The organism is Rahnella perminowiae, from assembly GCF_019049695.1.
In the GTDB taxonomy this organism is placed as follows: Bacteria; Pseudomonadota; Gammaproteobacteria; order Enterobacterales; family Enterobacteriaceae; genus Rahnella; species Rahnella perminowiae.
In genome coordinates this window covers 77310-93870 of sequence record NZ_JAFMOT010000175.1, presented here as the reverse complement: position 1 = coordinate 93870, position 16561 = coordinate 77310, and the positions used below count along the sequence as shown (strand labels likewise).

Here is a 16561-nt window from a genome sequence, read left to right as displayed (position 1 = left end):
CCCAAAATCCTGCTCCATTCAGAAACTCAGCACCGATCCCTGTATTACCGCCGGTGATAAAAATAACTTTATTTTCAATTCCATTGTTCATGATATGCCCTTTAAATTTGTTAACGCTGCGCGTTGTAAACCGGATAATCAGTAAAACCTTCACCCGTCCCGCCATACAGCGTGGCGGCATTAAGATCGTTAAATGCCCAACCCATCGCAATGCGTTCAGGGAGATCAGGGTTAGCGATAAATGGACGACCAAATGCGATGAGATCAGCCAACTGCTCCTCGACCATCTGGGCTCCACGTTCTGCTGTGTATCGACCGGCATAGATGATGCGTCCACTGAATATCGCGCGGATCGCACGGCGGAACGCTTCGGGTAAGTCGGGAGCATTTTCCCAGTCGGCTTCGGCTATAGACATATAGGCCACACCGGCGTTTTCCAGGATTTTTACAGCTTCGACGTAGGTTTTATGCGTATCACTTTCAACCAGGCCGATATAGACGCGGTCTTCATCTGTGCTGGAAAATAAAGGCGTGAAGCGAACGCCCAGACGGTCTGGCCCTATTGCATGAGAGATAGCCTGCACAATTTCATCCAAAAACCGCAGTCGATTTTCAATAGAACCGCCGTATTCATCCTTACGCTGGTTTGCATGCTCTGAAATAAACTGATTAACCAAATAACCATTCGCAGCATGGATCTCGACCCCGTCAAAACCTGCACTGATGGCATTTTTCGCCGCCTGGGCATATAAATTCACGAGGTCTTTAATTTCTGACCGCGTCAGTTCGCGAGGAACCGAAGGGGTAACCAACGTGCCCGTACCTGGCCCTGTCTCAATAAAAGCCTTTGCTTGTTCAGCCTGAATGGCTGAAGGAGCAACAGGGGCACTTTCTTCTGGTTGCAATGCAGAATGAGAAACGCGTCCCACATGCCAAAGTTGTGCAAAAATAATCCCCCCTTCGGCATGGACAGCGCGGGTCACTTTTTTCCAACCCTCAATTTGTTGCTCAGTATAAATTCCCGGTGTCCATGCATAACCTTGTCCCCGGGGCTCAATCTGAGTGCCTTCAGTGATCATGAAACCTGCACCTGCGCGTTGACGGTAATATTCGGCCATGAGGTCGCTGGGTACATTACCGGGTTGTTCACTTCTTTGGCGCGTCAGTGGGGGGAATACAATGCGATTTTTAAGGGTATAAGGGCCAAGCTGAGTTGGCTCGAATAAGGCTTTATGATTCATAAGGATTTTCCATGAGTGATCATCGTAAGAGGTGACATTAAGTGGTAAGTATTAGACCGGTCGTATATTAAACGGGTACAAAAAACGGCTCTATACTGAGTACCCCCTTGCTAGGGGGTAATATGAATAATTTTTCTTGTCGTGATCAGCGCTGAATCAAACGGGCCAGTATTTCGAACAATCTTGACCATTACGCTTGCACCTACCCAAAGCTGGTAGAGGCTTTCTGCCACAGTGCGAGGTGTATCGTCAATAGTGAGAGATCCCTCGGCTACGCCCGTTTCTAACGCTTGTGCCAGACGTGAGATTATCCCGGAAGTGCCTGCCTCGAGCGTTAAGCGCATCGTGTCCGAAAGATCGGCAACTTCAGCACCTAATTTCACGGCAAGACACTTACCCTGACAGTCAGAGAACGACTGAGATTCTCGCCACTGCTGCCAGTAGTTCATCAGTCGCTGAGCCATATTGAGACCTGGCTGGCCCAGTGTCCTGTCGATATCGGCGAGATAATCATCAAAATAGTGTGCCAGCATATCTGCGCCAAAAGCTTCTTTCGAACTAAAGTAATGATAGAAAGAGCCTTTAGGCACACCAGCATCTTTAAGTATTTCGTTCAATCCGACCGCAGAAAATCCTTTACCCGCCATAATACGCTGACCTGTCGCCAGAATATGCTCGCGGATTTCATTGTTATGTAGTTGCGTTGTAGTATTCATAGGTTCAATCTACCAAGAACTAGACCAGTCGTCTACAGGCAAGATAAAACTATTCCATTTTGCTAACGCTTATTTGTAGATTTCAGCAGTGCCGTACAGATGGTTATCGCCACCGGCTGAAATAATACGGTAAGACGTTGCGCCATGTTCAGTCGCTTTCGCCGCCAGTTTGTCCTGCAGGTCGCTCAAATTGCTTCCAACAGCTGAAGCGTTGATCACCCCAATACTTTGTCCCTTCACAGGTACAGCGTTGACTTCGGTCGCGGCAAAAGTGGCAAAAGAAGCGGCAGTCAGTACGATGACGGCAAAGGCTTTATTTAATTTTTTCATGATTATATCCTCATTAAATTATTTTTAAGCACACGTTAAACGTGGGCAAGGGTAGGCACTGAATTCTTTTTAAAATTCGTTCAATGCCTGGGAAACGGGTATAAATGGGGACCCTGTATGTCCCTTATCGCATTACTCTTCAATGAATCTCAGCAGGTCTTCATTAATCGTCCCGGCTTGGGTGATTGTCATCCCGTGGCCAAATCCAGCATAGACCTTGAGCTGCGCATCTTTGACAAGTTGCGCGGACAGAATGGCAGAGTCAGCCAGCGGAACGATCTGATCGTCATCACCATGCATGATCAGGGTTGGCACATCGATTTTCTTGAGGTCATCAGTGAAATCAACCTCAGAGAACTGTTTGATACAGTCATATTGACCTTTGATCCCACCCCGCATCCCCTGAAGCCAGAAGCTTTCTCTCACACCCTCAGAAGGCGTCTCTGACGAACGGTTATAGTTGAAAAACGGCGTGGTTAAATCCTTGTAGAACTGAGAACGATCTTTTTCGACCGCAGCACGGATGCCATCAAACACTTCCATAGGCAGACCGCCAGGATTTTTCTCACTTTGCAGCATAACCGGAGGTACTGCGCCGATAAGAACGGCTTTGCTGACGCGTGCCGAGCCATACGTTCCGATATAGCGTGCGACTTCACCACCGCCGGTCGAGTGTCCAACCAGAACAACATCGTTGAGGTCTAACTGTTCGATGAGTGATGATAAATCTTCAGCGTAGGTATCCATATCATTGCCGTCCCACGTCTGACTCGAGTTGCCATGGCTGCGGCGATCGTGAGCGATGACACGGAACCCCTGCTGACCGAAGAACAACATTTGCGCGTCCCATGCATCACTTGATAATGGCCAGCCGTGGGAGAAAATAATGGTTTGTCCCTTGCCAAAATCTTTGTATGCAATCTTAGAACCGTCTTTCACCTGAATAGTTTTCATCTCTTTATTCTCTTTTCTGTTGGCGACGCCTCATGGGCGGAGCATTTGATTTAAAAGTATTTTTCTTCGTATATTTACTTTTACACTGGGCGGTCATTGACAGAATGACTGGCCTAGAAAGCATTTAACTGATGTTTACTGAGATAAGCTTTGTGCCGCTTTTTCGATCAGGACCGCAATTTTTTCCGGCTGCGATGCGTAAATGGCATGGTTGCCTTTCAATTCAGTGACGGTGCTGTGCGCGCGTTTAGCCATGAAGCGCTCCAGTTCTGGATTAATAGCACGATCCTGCGTCGCCACGACTGCCCAGCTTGGCTTCGTTTTCCATGCAGGAACGCCTGCCGGGGCAGCGAATGCTGCTACTGCGGTCATGACTTGAGATTGCGCCAACAGATTTGTCTCTTTGACCGGCAAGTCAGCGGCAAAGTCAGCGTGCAAATTTTCCGGTTTGATATAAAGGAAGTGATCTGGCGTTTCAGTAATTGACTGAGCGGCTGGCGGATATTTTTTGGCCAGACTCAGCAATGATTCACCTTGCTCCGGCTGGAACGCTGCGATGTAAACCAGCCCCGCAACAGAGGGGTCATTTCCCGCGTCACTGATGATCATCCCGGCGTAGCTATGGCCAACCAGCAGTGATTTACCACTTTGTAATGCCAGAACGCGTCGGGTCGCCGCGACATCATCAGCCAGCGAGGTTTGCGGCTCCTGAACAATCGACACTTTGTAGCCCGCTTTATTCAGAATGCGAGCCACCGGATCCCAACCTGAACCATCAACAAAAGCGCCATGTACCAGAACGATGTTTTTTACCGGCGCAGCCATTGAAGACTGAGCATAAACAGACAGAACCAGGCTTAAAGCCAGCGTGGTCAATGATTTTTTAAACATGATGTATTTCCTTCAATTGTCATTTTTTAAGTTAATACCCTGACATCATGGCACCCTGCCTTACAGGCCAGCGGACGGACATTCAGGTGTGTAATGTTGTCCAGATTTGCTCAGTGGGGGAGGGCTTAAAGAACTCCCTCCCCACGTGATTAACCGTTATGCACCCAGCTGTTTAATCAGTTCTTCTGCCGCCTCGGTAGAGGAGGTTGGGTTTTGCCCGGTGATCAGCAGGCCGTCAGTAACAACATAAGAACTCCAGTCCGCCCCTTTCGAGTAAATCCCGCCTTTGGCAATCAGCTCGTCTTCTACCAGGAAAGGCACAATCTGCGTCAGGCCTACGGCTTCCTCTTCGCTGTTGGTAAAACCGGTGACCTTACGGCCTGCTACCAGCGGTTTTCCCTCCGGGGTTTTAACGTGGCGCAGCACGCCAGGCGCATGGCAGACCAGAGCGACGTGTTTGTTTGCCGCCAGGAAGGCTTCGATAAGGGCGATGGAGTGTTTATCTTCGGCCAGGTCCCACAGAGGGCCGTGACCACCCGGATAAAAAACGGCGTCGTAATCAGCTTGTGAAACGCTGTCGAGGCGAACCGTTGACGCCAGGTGTGCGGTTGCTTCGGGGTCTGCCTCAAAGCGGTGGGTCTGCTCGGTCTGGAAGTCAGGCTCATTACTTTTTGGGTCTAACGGCGGGTTACCGCCTTTCGGTGAAGCCAGCGTAATTTCCGCGCCTGCGTCTTTAAAGGCGTAGTAAGGTGCAGCCAGCTCTTCCAGCCAGAAGCCGGTTTTGCGGCCGGTGTCACCCAGTTTGTCGTGTGAGGTTAAGACCATCAGAATTTTCATCACTACTCTCCTGCATTTCAAAATGATAGTTGAATTAGACCAGTCGTCTAATATGTTCTTAAATAAAAATGTTTCACCTGTGCCTGTTATTCCGGCCAACTCTGCGTGCTGTTTGATTTTTCCGGAACGGCTGTCGTGCTATGTCGCTTAGTCGCCGTTGCCATGTGAGTAAGCTAACACTGAATAGACCGGTCGTCTACAGATAGTTAATAAAACTTTTTGGTCTTTTATGTGCCAGGCACCTTCTCATAGCAGATGCCTGTCACGATGAGATAAACCACTCTTTTTACTGCTTATTCAACTGCGTTTTTTCACGTATCGATAATGCACTTAGTCAACTTTCTTTGCCCAAACTGCCTGAGCATTTGTGAATTCACGCAGGCCAAAGTGCGAGAGTTCGCGACCATACCCACTCTTTTTCACGCCGCCAACCGGGATGCTGGCATTAGTGGCAGAAAATCCGTTGATGAATACGCCTCCGGTTTCTAAGCGCCGCGCGATTCGCTGGGCACGGGAAACATCGCTGGTCCAAAGGTTGCCCCCTAAGCCGTAATCGCTGGTATTTGCCAGTTCAATGGCATGCTCGACGTTATCTGCGATAGTAATGGCTGCAACAGGGCCGAAGGTTTCCTCATCAAATGCAGCCATTCCCGGGCCTACTTCGCCCAATACGGTAGGCTCATAGAAGTTGCCGGGGCCCGCGATTTTATTCCCCCCAAGAAGAAGTGTCGCGCCGGCTGCGAGAGTTCGTTCTACTTGATGATGTAATTCATCACGCAAATCTTTTCGCGCCATTGGCCCGATTCTATTTTGCGGGTCCAGCGGATCGCCAACGTTCAACAGTCTGACGGCCGCGATGAATTTTTGTGTGAATTCCTCCGCGATGGGTTTTTCCAAAATAAACCGTTTCGCGGCTAAGCACACCTGGCCCGCATTTTGGAATCGCGCTTCAACACCCGCTTTAACAGCCAAATCAATATTGGCGTCAGCGAGCACAATAAATGCGTCTGATCCACCTAGCTCAAGCAAGCTTTTTTTCAATGCTTTGCCTGCAATCGCCGATACGGCAGAACCCGCCCGCATACTCCCCGTCAATGTCACTGCTGCAATGCGATCATCCTCAATCACTTCTGCAACCGTTTCGTTATCAGCAATAAGATTGGCGAATAAACCTTTAGGGAAGCCTGCACTCTCATAAGCATCCTGCAAAGCATAGGCAGAGCCCATCACATTGGGTGCGTGCTTGAGGATAAAACCGTTACCCGACAGCATAATCGGGCCCGAAGCGCGAATGACCTGCCATAAAGGGAAGTTCCAGGGCATGACGGCCAAAATAGATCCAATCGGCAGATAGGAGACATGTACCTGATCGTCATTTTCGACAGAAACAGGCTCATCTGCGAGGATTGCCGGGCCATTGGTGGCAATCCAATCAATAGTCGCTGCACACTTCTCGACTTCTGCGCGGGCAGCCGCGAGGGTTTTTCCCATTTCAGCGGTGATGATCCCTGCCAAATTTTCTGAGCGCTCGCGCAGAATCGCGGATAAACGACGATAAGCTTCTACGCGTTTAGACATGGGAGTAGCACGCCACAGGCGAAAAGCCGTGTTATTACCTGCCAGCATGCCTTCTACTTCGTCTGCAGTTTGGAATGCATAAGTCGCGATCAACTCGTCCGTCGCAGGATTACGTGAAGTCGCGACATCAATAGTAGAAAGCGTATTCTGTGTGACATGTTGGGATGACATAGTTTTTGCCTCATAAACGGTTTAAGAGAAGCACGTTGTGTGCTTCGATAAAATCCAGTTTAGGCAGGTCGAATCATCCCTGGAAGGCGTCTTGTTATCCTATGACTGGGAGTCACAGGCAACGTGCCGGGGAATATAGGTCACCAGAGAGAGGTCGGGTCTCCCCTCTGGCGTGAGTGCAACGTAGGTAAATTCAATATGTCCGGAAGTGGGATGCAAAAGCCGCTTGCTCCCCTCTCCCATGCCTTTCACTTCCGTATCCAGCCACCACTCCTTGAATTCCGGGCTTTTTTCAGAGAGTTCTTCAATGAGATGGTCAAAAGGCTTTTTGTCCTGAGCATGGGCACGTGACGCGCGGAAAACGGAGATCATCCCTCGTGCCATCTGCTCCCAATCCAGGATCTGCGTGCGATACGGACGATATAGAAACAGCAGGCGCAACGTATTACGTTCATGAGGTTCCAGCGATCCATAATCAATAAACAAATCAGCAATAGCATCATTCCAGGCGAGAATATCAAGTCGGGCATTTCTCACATATGCCGGAATGGGATCGATAGCGCGCACTAAACTTTTCAGGCCATCACTCACACCATCCGCGAGGGGATGGGGTACCGGCTCTTCGCGCGGTGAAAGGGCAAAAAGATGGGATGATTCAATTCTGTTAAGTTTAAGAACTTTGGCTATACGCTGGAGTGCATCTGCCGAAGGTTTAATCTCTCTCCCCTGCTCAAGCCAGGTATACCAACTCACACTGACTCCAGCCAGGACGGCGACTTCCTCACGACGTAAACCGGGTGTACGGCGAGTACCCTGTTGCATGCCGAAGTCCTGAGGATTAAGGCGTGCGCGCCGGCTTACAAGGAAAGCACCGAGTTCACGACGCTGCTCTGAAGTGGTTTTTTTAACCATAATAGTCTGCCTATAAATGTGCCTGTTGTGCCAACGCTTCATCAAGATGCTGATGAATCTCTTCTTTCTTCATCTGAACCCTATGCTCAACGGTATGATTTATACACAAAATCTTTCATTTAGCTGTCTGGTAACACTGTTAAGTCTTTGCTGGCTGTGAACCGATAAGTCAGTTCCTTTTGGAAAATATTGTCTGAGCAGCCTGTTCGTATTTTCATTTGAGCCACGTTGCCACTACCGAATGCGAGGTAGGGAATGGTAAAGCGACCCCTGAAAACATTATGCTTTCGCATTTTTACACAGCCTGGGCCGCTGGCAAACGCTGAGAGAACGTCTGATCGTGCTAAAAAAGCTGCGACTTCGATATCGAGCGCATCCTATAAGTTAGGATTTCACTGCTGAGCGCAAGAACTCAACAAATGCGCGTACTCGCGCCGATAGATGACGATTCTGGGGGTAGAGAATCGAAAAAGGGCGAGAGCAGCCGCTGTATTTTTGAAGGACCTCTACAAGGTCTCCACGCCTTAAAGCGTCTCCCACTGCAAAGCGATAGGTTTGATAAAGGCCTCCGCCCGCGTTAACCCAAGCGACAGCCCCTAACGCATCATTATGTACGCGCATCCGGCTCGTTATCTGTTTCTCGATTGAAGTACCTAATTCATCGGTGAACAGCCACTGCAGCGGGCGCCCTGTATTCGGTGATATGTACTGGATGCAATCGTGTTGATTGAGCTCATCAATACGGTATGGTTCACCTTTTTTTGCAAGATATGTCGGAGTTCCAAATACCCCAAGCGAGGCGTCCTCAAGCTTGAAGGCGACAAGACGCGAATCTTGCGGAACGCCTAGCCTGATTGCTAGGTCGAAGCCTTCTTCAACAAAGTCGATTATTTTGTCCGAGATACTAATCTCGATATCGATCTGCGGATAAAGATCAGTGAACTTGGGCATCAAGGGTAAAAGGCGAAACGTTCCGTAAGCAGCACTGACACTAATGCGTAGCGGTCCGCTAGGGACGGTTTGTGAACCCGTGATCGCTCGCTCAGCCTCGGCGATTTGCTCAAGCGCTAGATGACATTCTTTCCAATAGAGCTCGCCCTCAGTTGTAAGCTTGACGGCGCGGGTGGTCCGCAAAAAAAGACGTACTCCGAGGCGCTGCTCGAGCCGACTGATCGACCGACTGACTGCGGCCGGCGTCAGACCGAGAGTCTCAGCCGCACTGGTGAAGCTGCCGGTCTCCGCTGCTCTGCAGAACTGTTCAATACTGCCAAGCTGAAGTGGGTTACCTGCTGCCATATTGATTACCATTTGTAATAAATGAATTGATTATTACATGGTTTATCAACCAGGAACAACGCATTAAAGTACGTCTACAACTTCAGCAACACCGTGACAAGGCCGCGCTACTCAAGCAGTGCACGGTTTTGACCTACACCTCAATTTACTTTTAGGAACGACACAATGACGAGCAAACTGAACGTTTTCACTTCGCCTTCGGCTTTCCCTAACCCACAGCGCCTGCGCCTGTTCATGCATGAAAAGGGAATCGCTGATCAGTTCCAGGAGACTATTTACGACATGACGCCGGTTGGCGAACAGCGTGGATGGCGTCACTTGAAAATGAATGCTTGGGGTGAGACGCCGACCCTCGAGCTCGCTGACGGTAGCTATATCTCCGAAACTGCAGCTGTCGTCCGTTACCTGGACCAGTCCTACCCCGGCCGCAAGATCATGGGGGATACGCCGCTGGAACAGGGCTTGGACAACATGTGGGATAACCGCATCTGGGTTCACATCCTGTATCGAATCGTCACGGCTTTCCACGTTCTGCATACCGGTCTCGGCTTCAAACTCGAATTGACGAAGAACGAAGCTTGGGGCGAACACTGCCGTAAAGAAGCGTTGGCCCATGCTGCACTGGTCAACAAACATCTTTCAGACGGACGCCAATGGCTGCTGGGGGGCGACGAGCCTACTTTCGCCGACATCACGCTGGCAACCGCGATCGCGTTCTCGAAGTTCCCGGTGAATGCTACGCCGCTGGACGAACGTTTCGAGTTCCTGGACGCATACTGGCAGCGCTGGCAGCAGCGTCCAAGTTTCCAGGCTGCATATGCAGACCGTAGCAGCGGTATCCCTGAGCTCGAAAACAAGGCGTGATCTAACTTTAAAGTCGCGCTAAATCCACGGTTGGATTTAACGCGATCGAAGAGGCCTACTTTGGGGCGGTATGAGTATTCAGGAATTTGCAGCGCTTCCCTGCGAACGAAAACGCTATGTTGGTAACGGTTTTTAGTGTTGCAAATGCGCGCAGTGCATGGAGTAACAATTAAAGTACGCATAATCATAATTATGTTAAAAGAACCCACTCTCTCCCAAAAATTCCTCACTTCACTGTAGATGATTCTTTTTTACTAACTTTATATAATGGGACTTATATAAAGTTAGCCATCTACTGGGATGGCTGGTATTCTATCCAGTAGTTACAGATGCAAATGATTCTTCACCGTGGATCGCGTACAGATACCGCTACGTGAAATCTGCAAGGTAAATCCCCTGCATCTTTCTCAGAATCCACGTAGCGTTGTCAGTGACCGGGAGTTCGCTTTTTAAGCTATCTATGGGTAAATTAACACCAACGAACCAGATGCTGCCTGTTATCCAGGCCGAAGAAGATGTTCTGGACAGGCTTAAGGAGTTTGTCCAGGATCGGGAAGCCTTTTCACCCAATACCTGGCGGCAACTGATGAGCGTAATGCGGATCTGCCACAGATGGTCGATAGATAATCGCCGCCCATTTTTGCCTATGCTTCCGGCCGACCTTCGCGATTACCTGAACTGGCTGCAAGAAAACGGCCGAGCTTCTTCAACGATTGCGACACATGGATCTTTGATTTCGATGTTACACCGTAACGCCGGTCTTACACCGCCAAACGCTTCCCCTCTGGTTTTCCGGGCGGTGAAGAAGATAAATCGTGTTGCTGTCGTTACTGGCGAACGTACTGGCCAGGCCGTGCCCTTTCGTCTTGAGGATCTTCTTGAGCTTGATGCATTATGGTCTGGTCCTGCATCACTTCGCCAAAAACGTGATCTGGCTTTTCTGCATGTCGCTTACAGTACTTTGCTGCGTGTCAGTGAAATATCCCGTCTCCGCGTTCGCGATATCTCCAGGGCAACAGATGGCAGGATCATCCTTAACGTGAGCTATACCAAAACGATTGTTCAGACTGGCGGGCTGATCAAATCTCTCAGTTCGCAATCCTCGCACCGGTTGTCAGAATGGTTATCGTTGTCTGGTATTAGCACTGAACCTGATGCCTTTCTTTTTTGTCCGGTGCACCGTTCGGGTAGCGCAACTTTTTCAATCACCCGTCCGCTGAGCACGCCGGCGATGGAATCCATTTTTGCAAATGCCTGGCGTACGGTGGGTGCAGCAGAAACCCTCAGCCCAAATAAGGGGCGCTATAAACAGTGGACCGGTCACAGTGCGCGCGTAGGCGCTGCCCAGGATATGGCAGGCCGTGGTTATGCGGTCGCTCAGATTATGCAGGAAGGAACCTGGAAAAAACCTGAAACTTTAATGCGTTATATCCGTAACCTTCAGGCGCATGAAGGGGTTATGATTGATCTGATGGAAAAAAAACCATCAGGACAAAATTAATTAAATATGAATTCATAAAAAATAAGTATGAATTATGATTTTAATCTATCTGTTACTTCACTCAGAAACGTGCTGGGCCAGGATGGTGGTCAGGTTTAAACAGGGCGATTTTTCATGAGAAAGATGGGTCAATGGCCTGCTGACGTTGCCATAATAGGGAGAGTGATGTGTAGTCAATGAGTGGGTAGCACGCCAAGAATCAATTAAATTGGGCCAATATGTCATCCGGTCGAGTTAAAGACCTAATCAGTTAATGCCATTCAGGAAATCATTCAGCGTTCATTTTCTTTTTTATCTGGATGCTGCTTTTGGTTTGAAGGCTAACCAGACTGATTAGGCATTTTTTGCCTGAAAAAAATCCGGCAAAAAAACTGTTACTAAATGGGGTCATGCGCAACAGCGATCATTCCATGAATCGCGGTAGATAATATTCCCGTCAGTGTACTTCCAAGTAATCGCTTCATAACGTAACTCGAGCGTTTCCAGATGCGTACTGCTCATACCATTTGGAGCTAGGTACGGCGCAATCGTCGTGAGCTTGACGTTATCCAAGATGATATTGAAATACTCAGCCTCGATGCCAGATTCCAGGATGCGGTACATCTTGATTGTTGCCTTTTTCATTGTTCGACCTTCACACACAGCGCGATACAGGAGTGGTGTAGTCTGATCGAATTCTTTCACTATCGAGATAGGCCGATGAACGCGCGTTCCTGTGAGTTTTCCCCATTGTGGATGGGGTCCGCTTGGAAAACGGAAAATATCCTACGTTAAGCCTGTTCTTTTATCAGGGGCTGCTTTGAGCTGTGAAGTAGACATTACTGTCTTACAAGGCTGGAAAGAGCATCTGTTTAGATGCCTCCTTACGGCAGCTAATTATCCGGTAGCCTCAATTAGATTATATTGTTGACAATGAGGATGACATACATCATCCTCATTTTGGATGATGACTGTCATCCAAAATATTTTCAACCAGATGGTCTGCGCACCCGATACTTCTGGTGTCAACTGTCCTCGAACGAAGGAATCTTTCATATGAGTGCTCCACTGACCCAGTTTACTATTACCGAGGCGGTGCCTGGATACTGGCGTATAACCTTCAACAATCCGCCGCTGAACTTTTGCGATCCAGAAACCCTTATCGAGCTGCAGCAGATCGTCGGTCTCATCGAGTCCGATGACACGTTGCGGGTAGTCGTGTTCGATAGTGCTGACCCGGACTTCTTCGTCAACCACTACGACGTTTCCCGGTTCTCCGATTTTCCCCTGACGCCGGGGCCGACTGGGCTGCCGACGTTCATCGATACCACCACACGATTGACCGACTCCCCGGTAGTGACTATCGCGTTGATTCGGGGGCGAACCCGGGGCGGCGGTTCTGAGATTGCTCTTGCATGTGACATGCGCTTTGCCAGCCTGGAGCGAGCGATCTTCGCTCAGATCGAAGTCGGGGCAGGCGTCTTCCCGGGGGGCGGCGGAACTGAGCGCCTGCCACTACTCGTCGGACGGGCCAGGGCACTCGAAATCGTTCTCGGAAGTGACGATTTCGACGCTGCAACGGCAGCGAATTACGGGTGGGTGAACCGCGCACTTCCGGATGACCAGCTCGACGCTCATGTCGACAACCTCGCTCGGCGCATCGCGTCGTTCGACAAGCCTGCGCTTGCCGAGGCTAAGCGGCTAATCAACCGTAGAACCCTGCCGTCTGCTGATGACTTGATGGAGACACAGGGCGCATTCCTTAACGCGTTCTCTTGGCCGACGGTCTCTGAGCGGGGAGCTCGGATAGCGCAAAAGCGCGACGAAGTGGGGTCAGACTTCGAGGCACGCATGGGTTATCACCTCGGCAATCTCAGCACCGATACCCAATGATACCAACGTCGGCCCCCTGAAGGGGCCGACGCCCTGACGTCCGTTTACCTTAAGTGGATCGTTATCAAATTTGTCAGATGTCGCATCGCGGCCATAGGTTTATTCATGGGTAGTTCAAAAGCAGACAAAGCGGCAAGCCACGATCGAATCGTGGAAATCGCTGCGGCTCGAATGCGCAGCAGTGGCATAAACGGTGTTGGAGTCGCGGAGCTGATGCGGGAAGCCGGACTGACACACGGCGGGTTCTACCGTCATTTCGCATCCCGAGATGAGCTGGTCGGTGCTGCAGTAGAACGCGCGTTGGCTCAGGGAAGTGCGCGGACTGTGGCGACGTCCGGCCAGGGTGGCAGACGAGCGCTCGAAGCGATCATCGACGACTACCTCAGCCCAGCCCACCGCTCCCACCCTGAGGCCGGATGCGCAGTGGCCGGGTTGGCCGAGGATGTTTCGCGCGCGGACGACCGAACCCGCTCTGCCTATCGACGTCAGGTCAAGCAATACCTCGAGCTTCTGGCTGAGTTGACGCCGAGTACGGACGCCGCTGATGATCGACGTCGCTCTTGCCTGGTACTCAGCGCACTGGTTGGCGCCCTTGTCATGGCACGAGCAATCGGCGAAGGTAGCCTGTCCGATGAAATTCTCTTCGAGACCGCAACGGCACTGAAAGAATTTTAGCAGCCCGCATAGCGTGTACTTATGCGGTGAGTAAAGCACTTGCATTGACCTCTGGAAGCCACAGCACAAAGCGGCCGATCAAAACCGGTAGTGTCTGAGGCAGTTTCTATATTCAGGATTGCCGCTTCCCTACTTTTACTCTGAGTATGGTTTGCCGGGTTGTATTAAATTCTCGCGCAATGGCGCTGGTACTTATCCCGGTATTAAGACGTTCTGTCACTACTCTTTTTTGTTCCTCGCTCAGGACTGGTGGGCGACCAAAACGTTTACCTGAAGCTTTAGCTCGAGCAATACCTACATGGGTGCGCTCAAGAAGTAAGTCTCGTTCGAACTCAGCGACAGCAGAAATAACCTGCATGGTCATTTTCCCCGCGGGACTGGTGAGGTCTACTCCGCCCAAAGCTAAGCAGTGAACACGAATATCTGAATCTGCCAGTTGTTCTACTGTTTTTCTGATATCCATCGCATTTCGGCCCAGGCGGTCAAGCTTGGTGACTATCAGAACATCGCCGTTTTCCATACGGTCAAGCAGCCGGGCAAAGCCCGGCCGTTCACTGGCCGCCACCGAGCCGCTGATTTTTTCCTCAATCAGTCGCTGGGGCCTGACAATAAAACCCGCAGCTTCAATTTCCCGGCGCTGGTTTTCTGTGGTCTGCTCCAGAGTGGAGACCCGGCAGTAGGCAAAAACTCGTGACATTAGAAACTTTCCGTACGTAAAGGGTGTCCGAATTATAACGCCTGTACGAAATGAATTTCTCTTACTTTCGGACATATATAAGAATTGATGTACGAGGGGGCAGTTTGGATATCGAAAATTATTGTACGTTAAGGTTATTTTTTGTACCTCTGAGCTATGGTAAAGCTTGACCACTTTGACAGGCAGCTTTGAGCGAAGAGCGGAAATTTTACGTGGCTGCTATTGAGCAGGGCCTTCTTTGTGGTTCTGAATGTATGTTGACCCCCTGTCGATTCAGTTGACGGGCAAATCACCAACTCTTACGTTGTTTTCGCGGGTGTGAAAAAGCTCATCAGCAAATCCGGTATGGCGAGTGTTTACCGTGCCGGAATTCTGTTTCTGAATGGCGCAGGATTATGGGCCAGGGTCAATACACTCAATTCGGATACCTGAACAGAGGTGTATGGCGTATCCTTTTTTTCCAGGTTCTGAAAATACTGGTCATGTATTGATATGCGTGGCTACAACATGAGCAGCTAATTTTGCCGTTTCGACCAGTCTGCGCTGTGGCATGCCCTGATAAGCAGCAGCAGATAACCCTTTCAGTGTTACCACAATAAAGTCTGTAAGACAGTCTGCTGACTCCGGGTACACAGCCTTAAGCCAGTCATTTATGGCTGTAATTCCCGGTCTTGCCAGTTTACATGCCACTTCACGGGCATCTTTGTCATCTGCCCGCATGCCTTCGGTAACAAGGCATCCTCGCTGATGTTTATGACGGCCATATTGTCTGGCTGCTGCTACCAGCAAACCTTCCACGCCTTTCGCAACATTTTTATTAGTTGATAATAATTTGTTCAGGGGAAGCGCACTCTCCCGCGCATAACGCTCCAGGCTCCGTTCATACAGTCCAACCTTACTGCCATATGCAGCATAAAAACTTGGCGGCTTTATATTCAGCGCCTCAGTCAGGTTAGCAATACTGACAGCGTCATAGCCATGTTCATGAAAGAGTGCCTGTGCAATTGCTACTCCTGCTTCGCGATCAAAGGCAGGTCGCCGCAGTCTGTTTGCTTGTTTCATCTTGCCTCCAAAATCAGTTTATATAGTAATCGCTAAAAAGCATTAGCATCAAATGCTAAATTTATCTTATTGATATGGAAAGACTTGTTAAATTAAGTTTAATTTTCACTTGTGATACTTTAACTTTATATGTAGTGATCACTATATACATAACCCACAACAAGCAGGAGAATACACAGTGACTCACTCATTTCAGAACAAAATCGCGGTTGTGACCGGCGCATCATCCGGTATCGGTCTTGGTATCGCACAGGAATTAGCAGCACTCGGTGCAACCGTGATTATTACCGGGCGGGACAGGAATAAACTTGAATCTGCACTCAGTACTCTTGGACCGGATGCGAGTCAGTTTCAGGTGGATGTATCCAGTCTATCGGAACTAGATGATTTTTATCAGCAAATATTGTCCCGGGTTGGTCGCATCGACATCCTGATAGCAAATGCCGGAATGGGCGAATTTGAACCCCTCGGGCAGATAACCCCGGAGAAGTTCGATCGTCAGTTCACAACGAACGTCAGGGGTATCACGTTTACCGTTCAGAAAGCATTACCACTGATGAAACCAGGCAGCAGCATTGTAATTACAGGTTCAACGGCCTCCATTAATCCCGGTCAGGGCCTCAGTGTTTATGGAGGCACCAAGGCTGCTTTACGCGCAATGGTACGCAGCTGGATTCTGGACATAAAAGGTGCTGGCGTTCGCATTAATATTCTCAGCCCCGGACCGGTGGATACTCAATCCTTACACGATTTCCTTCCCGAACCCGTTGACGCCATCCTGCAGTATTTGCGTGACCGCAGTCCGATTGGTCGCATCGGCCAGACAGACGAAATAGCAAAAGCTGTTGTTTTCCTTGCCAGTGATGATGCCAGTTATATCAACGGCGCGGAAATTTTTGCCGATGGCGGCGCATCTCAGATCTGAACATTGTTACTGAAGAACTAAGGTTTTGGGCATCATAAC

The 16561-nt window shown here is 49.8% G+C and carries 16 protein-coding genes and 2 pseudogenes; 5 read left to right on the top strand and 13 right to left on the bottom strand.

Annotated elements, in window-relative coordinates; translation table 11 throughout:
* Nucleotides 1-110 precede the first annotated feature (110 nt).
* From J1781_RS12365 to J1781_RS12320, 10 genes and pseudogenes are all read right to left on the bottom strand, one after another.
* Nucleotides 111-1241 (bottom strand): alkene reductase, encoded by a 1131-nt coding sequence (locus tag J1781_RS12365; RefSeq protein WP_217233665.1) that lies wholly within the window; start codon nucleotides 1239-1241, stop codon nucleotides 111-113.
* Between the two features lie 110 nt (nucleotides 1242-1351).
* Nucleotides 1352-1957 carry a TetR/AcrR family transcriptional regulator gene (locus tag J1781_RS12360; RefSeq protein ID WP_014333868.1) on the bottom strand — a complete coding sequence of 202 codons (606 nt, stop codon included), beginning with the start codon at nucleotides 1955-1957 and terminating at the stop codon, nucleotides 1352-1354.
* 69 nt (nucleotides 1958-2026) lie between these two features.
* Complete coding sequence (gene bhsA / locus J1781_RS12355) at nucleotides 2027-2287, bottom strand: multiple stress resistance protein BhsA (protein WP_217219324.1); 261 nt, start codon at nucleotides 2285-2287, stop codon at nucleotides 2027-2029.
* A 132-nt stretch (nucleotides 2288-2419) separates the two neighbouring features.
* A complete protein-coding gene (locus J1781_RS12350) occupies nucleotides 2420-3241 on the bottom strand; it encodes an alpha/beta fold hydrolase (RefSeq protein WP_047611448.1) in 822 nt (273 codons plus the stop codon).
* A 135-nt stretch (nucleotides 3242-3376) separates the two neighbouring features.
* Nucleotides 3377-4132 carry an alpha/beta fold hydrolase gene (locus J1781_RS12345; protein ID WP_217233664.1) on the bottom strand — a complete coding sequence of 252 codons (756 nt, stop codon included), beginning with the start codon at nucleotides 4130-4132 and terminating at the stop codon, nucleotides 3377-3379.
* A 156-nt stretch (nucleotides 4133-4288) separates the two neighbouring features.
* Complete coding sequence (locus tag J1781_RS12340; protein ID WP_217233663.1) at nucleotides 4289-4969, bottom strand: type 1 glutamine amidotransferase domain-containing protein; 681 nt, start codon at nucleotides 4967-4969, stop codon at nucleotides 4289-4291.
* Nucleotides 4970-5299: 330 nt separating this feature from the next.
* Nucleotides 5300-6718, bottom strand: a complete 1419-nt coding sequence (locus tag J1781_RS12335) for an NAD-dependent succinate-semialdehyde dehydrogenase (RefSeq protein ID WP_217233662.1) — start codon at nucleotides 6716-6718, stop codon at nucleotides 5300-5302.
* Nucleotides 6719-6817: 99 nt separating this feature from the next.
* A complete protein-coding gene (locus tag J1781_RS12330; RefSeq protein ID WP_217233661.1) occupies nucleotides 6818-7630 on the bottom strand; it encodes a helix-turn-helix transcriptional regulator in 813 nt (270 codons plus the stop codon).
* 99 nt (nucleotides 7631-7729) lie between these two features.
* Nucleotides 7730-7864 (bottom strand): annotated as a pseudogene (locus J1781_RS12325) (IS30 family transposase); the annotation flags it as partial.
* Nucleotides 7865-8014: 150 nt separating this feature from the next.
* On the bottom strand, nucleotides 8015-8926 hold the full coding sequence (locus tag J1781_RS12320) for a LysR family transcriptional regulator (protein WP_217233660.1): 912 nt from the start codon (nucleotides 8924-8926) through the stop codon (nucleotides 8015-8017).
* A gap of 165 nt (nucleotides 8927-9091) precedes the next feature.
* Between J1781_RS12320 and J1781_RS12315 the strand changes: the two genes are divergently transcribed.
* Both J1781_RS12315 and J1781_RS12310 read left to right on the top strand, forming a co-directional pair.
* Nucleotides 9092-9790, top strand: coding sequence for a glutathione S-transferase family protein (locus J1781_RS12315; protein ID WP_014333875.1), 699 nt, complete (start codon nucleotides 9092-9094; stop codon nucleotides 9788-9790).
* Nucleotides 9791-10250: 460 nt separating this feature from the next.
* A complete protein-coding gene (locus J1781_RS12310) occupies nucleotides 10251-11291 on the top strand; it encodes a tyrosine-type recombinase/integrase (protein ID WP_217219319.1) in 1041 nt (346 codons plus the stop codon).
* A 387-nt stretch (nucleotides 11292-11678) separates the two neighbouring features.
* Here J1781_RS12310 and J1781_RS12305 read toward each other — a convergent pair.
* A pseudogene (locus J1781_RS12305) lies at nucleotides 11679-12026 on the bottom strand (Hcp family type VI secretion system effector); the annotation flags it as partial.
* A gap of 300 nt (nucleotides 12027-12326) precedes the next feature.
* Between J1781_RS12305 and J1781_RS12300 the strand changes: the two are divergent.
* Both J1781_RS12300 and J1781_RS12295 read left to right on the top strand, forming a co-directional pair.
* Nucleotides 12327-13163: an enoyl-CoA hydratase/isomerase family protein gene (locus tag J1781_RS12300; protein ID WP_014333879.1), complete on the top strand. Its 837-nt coding sequence runs from the start codon at nucleotides 12327-12329 to the stop codon at nucleotides 13161-13163.
* 105 nt (nucleotides 13164-13268) lie between these two features.
* Nucleotides 13269-13838, top strand: a complete 570-nt coding sequence (locus J1781_RS12295) for a TetR/AcrR family transcriptional regulator (RefSeq protein ID WP_014333878.1) — start codon at nucleotides 13269-13271, stop codon at nucleotides 13836-13838.
* Between the two features lie 112 nt (nucleotides 13839-13950).
* On the opposite strand, the gene J1781_RS12290 is transcribed toward J1781_RS12295, so the two are convergent.
* On the bottom strand, nucleotides 13951-14535 hold the full coding sequence (locus tag J1781_RS12290) for a recombinase family protein (protein ID WP_014333877.1): 585 nt from the start codon (nucleotides 14533-14535) through the stop codon (nucleotides 13951-13953).
* 480 nt (nucleotides 14536-15015) lie between these two features.
* On the bottom strand, nucleotides 15016-15597 hold the full coding sequence (locus tag J1781_RS12285) for a TetR/AcrR family transcriptional regulator (RefSeq protein WP_217147232.1): 582 nt from the start codon (nucleotides 15595-15597) through the stop codon (nucleotides 15016-15018).
* Nucleotides 15598-15775: 178 nt separating this feature from the next.
* Between J1781_RS12285 and J1781_RS12280 the strand changes: the two genes are divergently transcribed.
* Nucleotides 15776-16522 carry an SDR family NAD(P)-dependent oxidoreductase gene (locus J1781_RS12280; protein ID WP_217147233.1) on the top strand — a complete coding sequence of 249 codons (747 nt, stop codon included), beginning with the start codon at nucleotides 15776-15778 and terminating at the stop codon, nucleotides 16520-16522.
* Nucleotides 16523-16561: the final 39 nt, after the last annotated feature.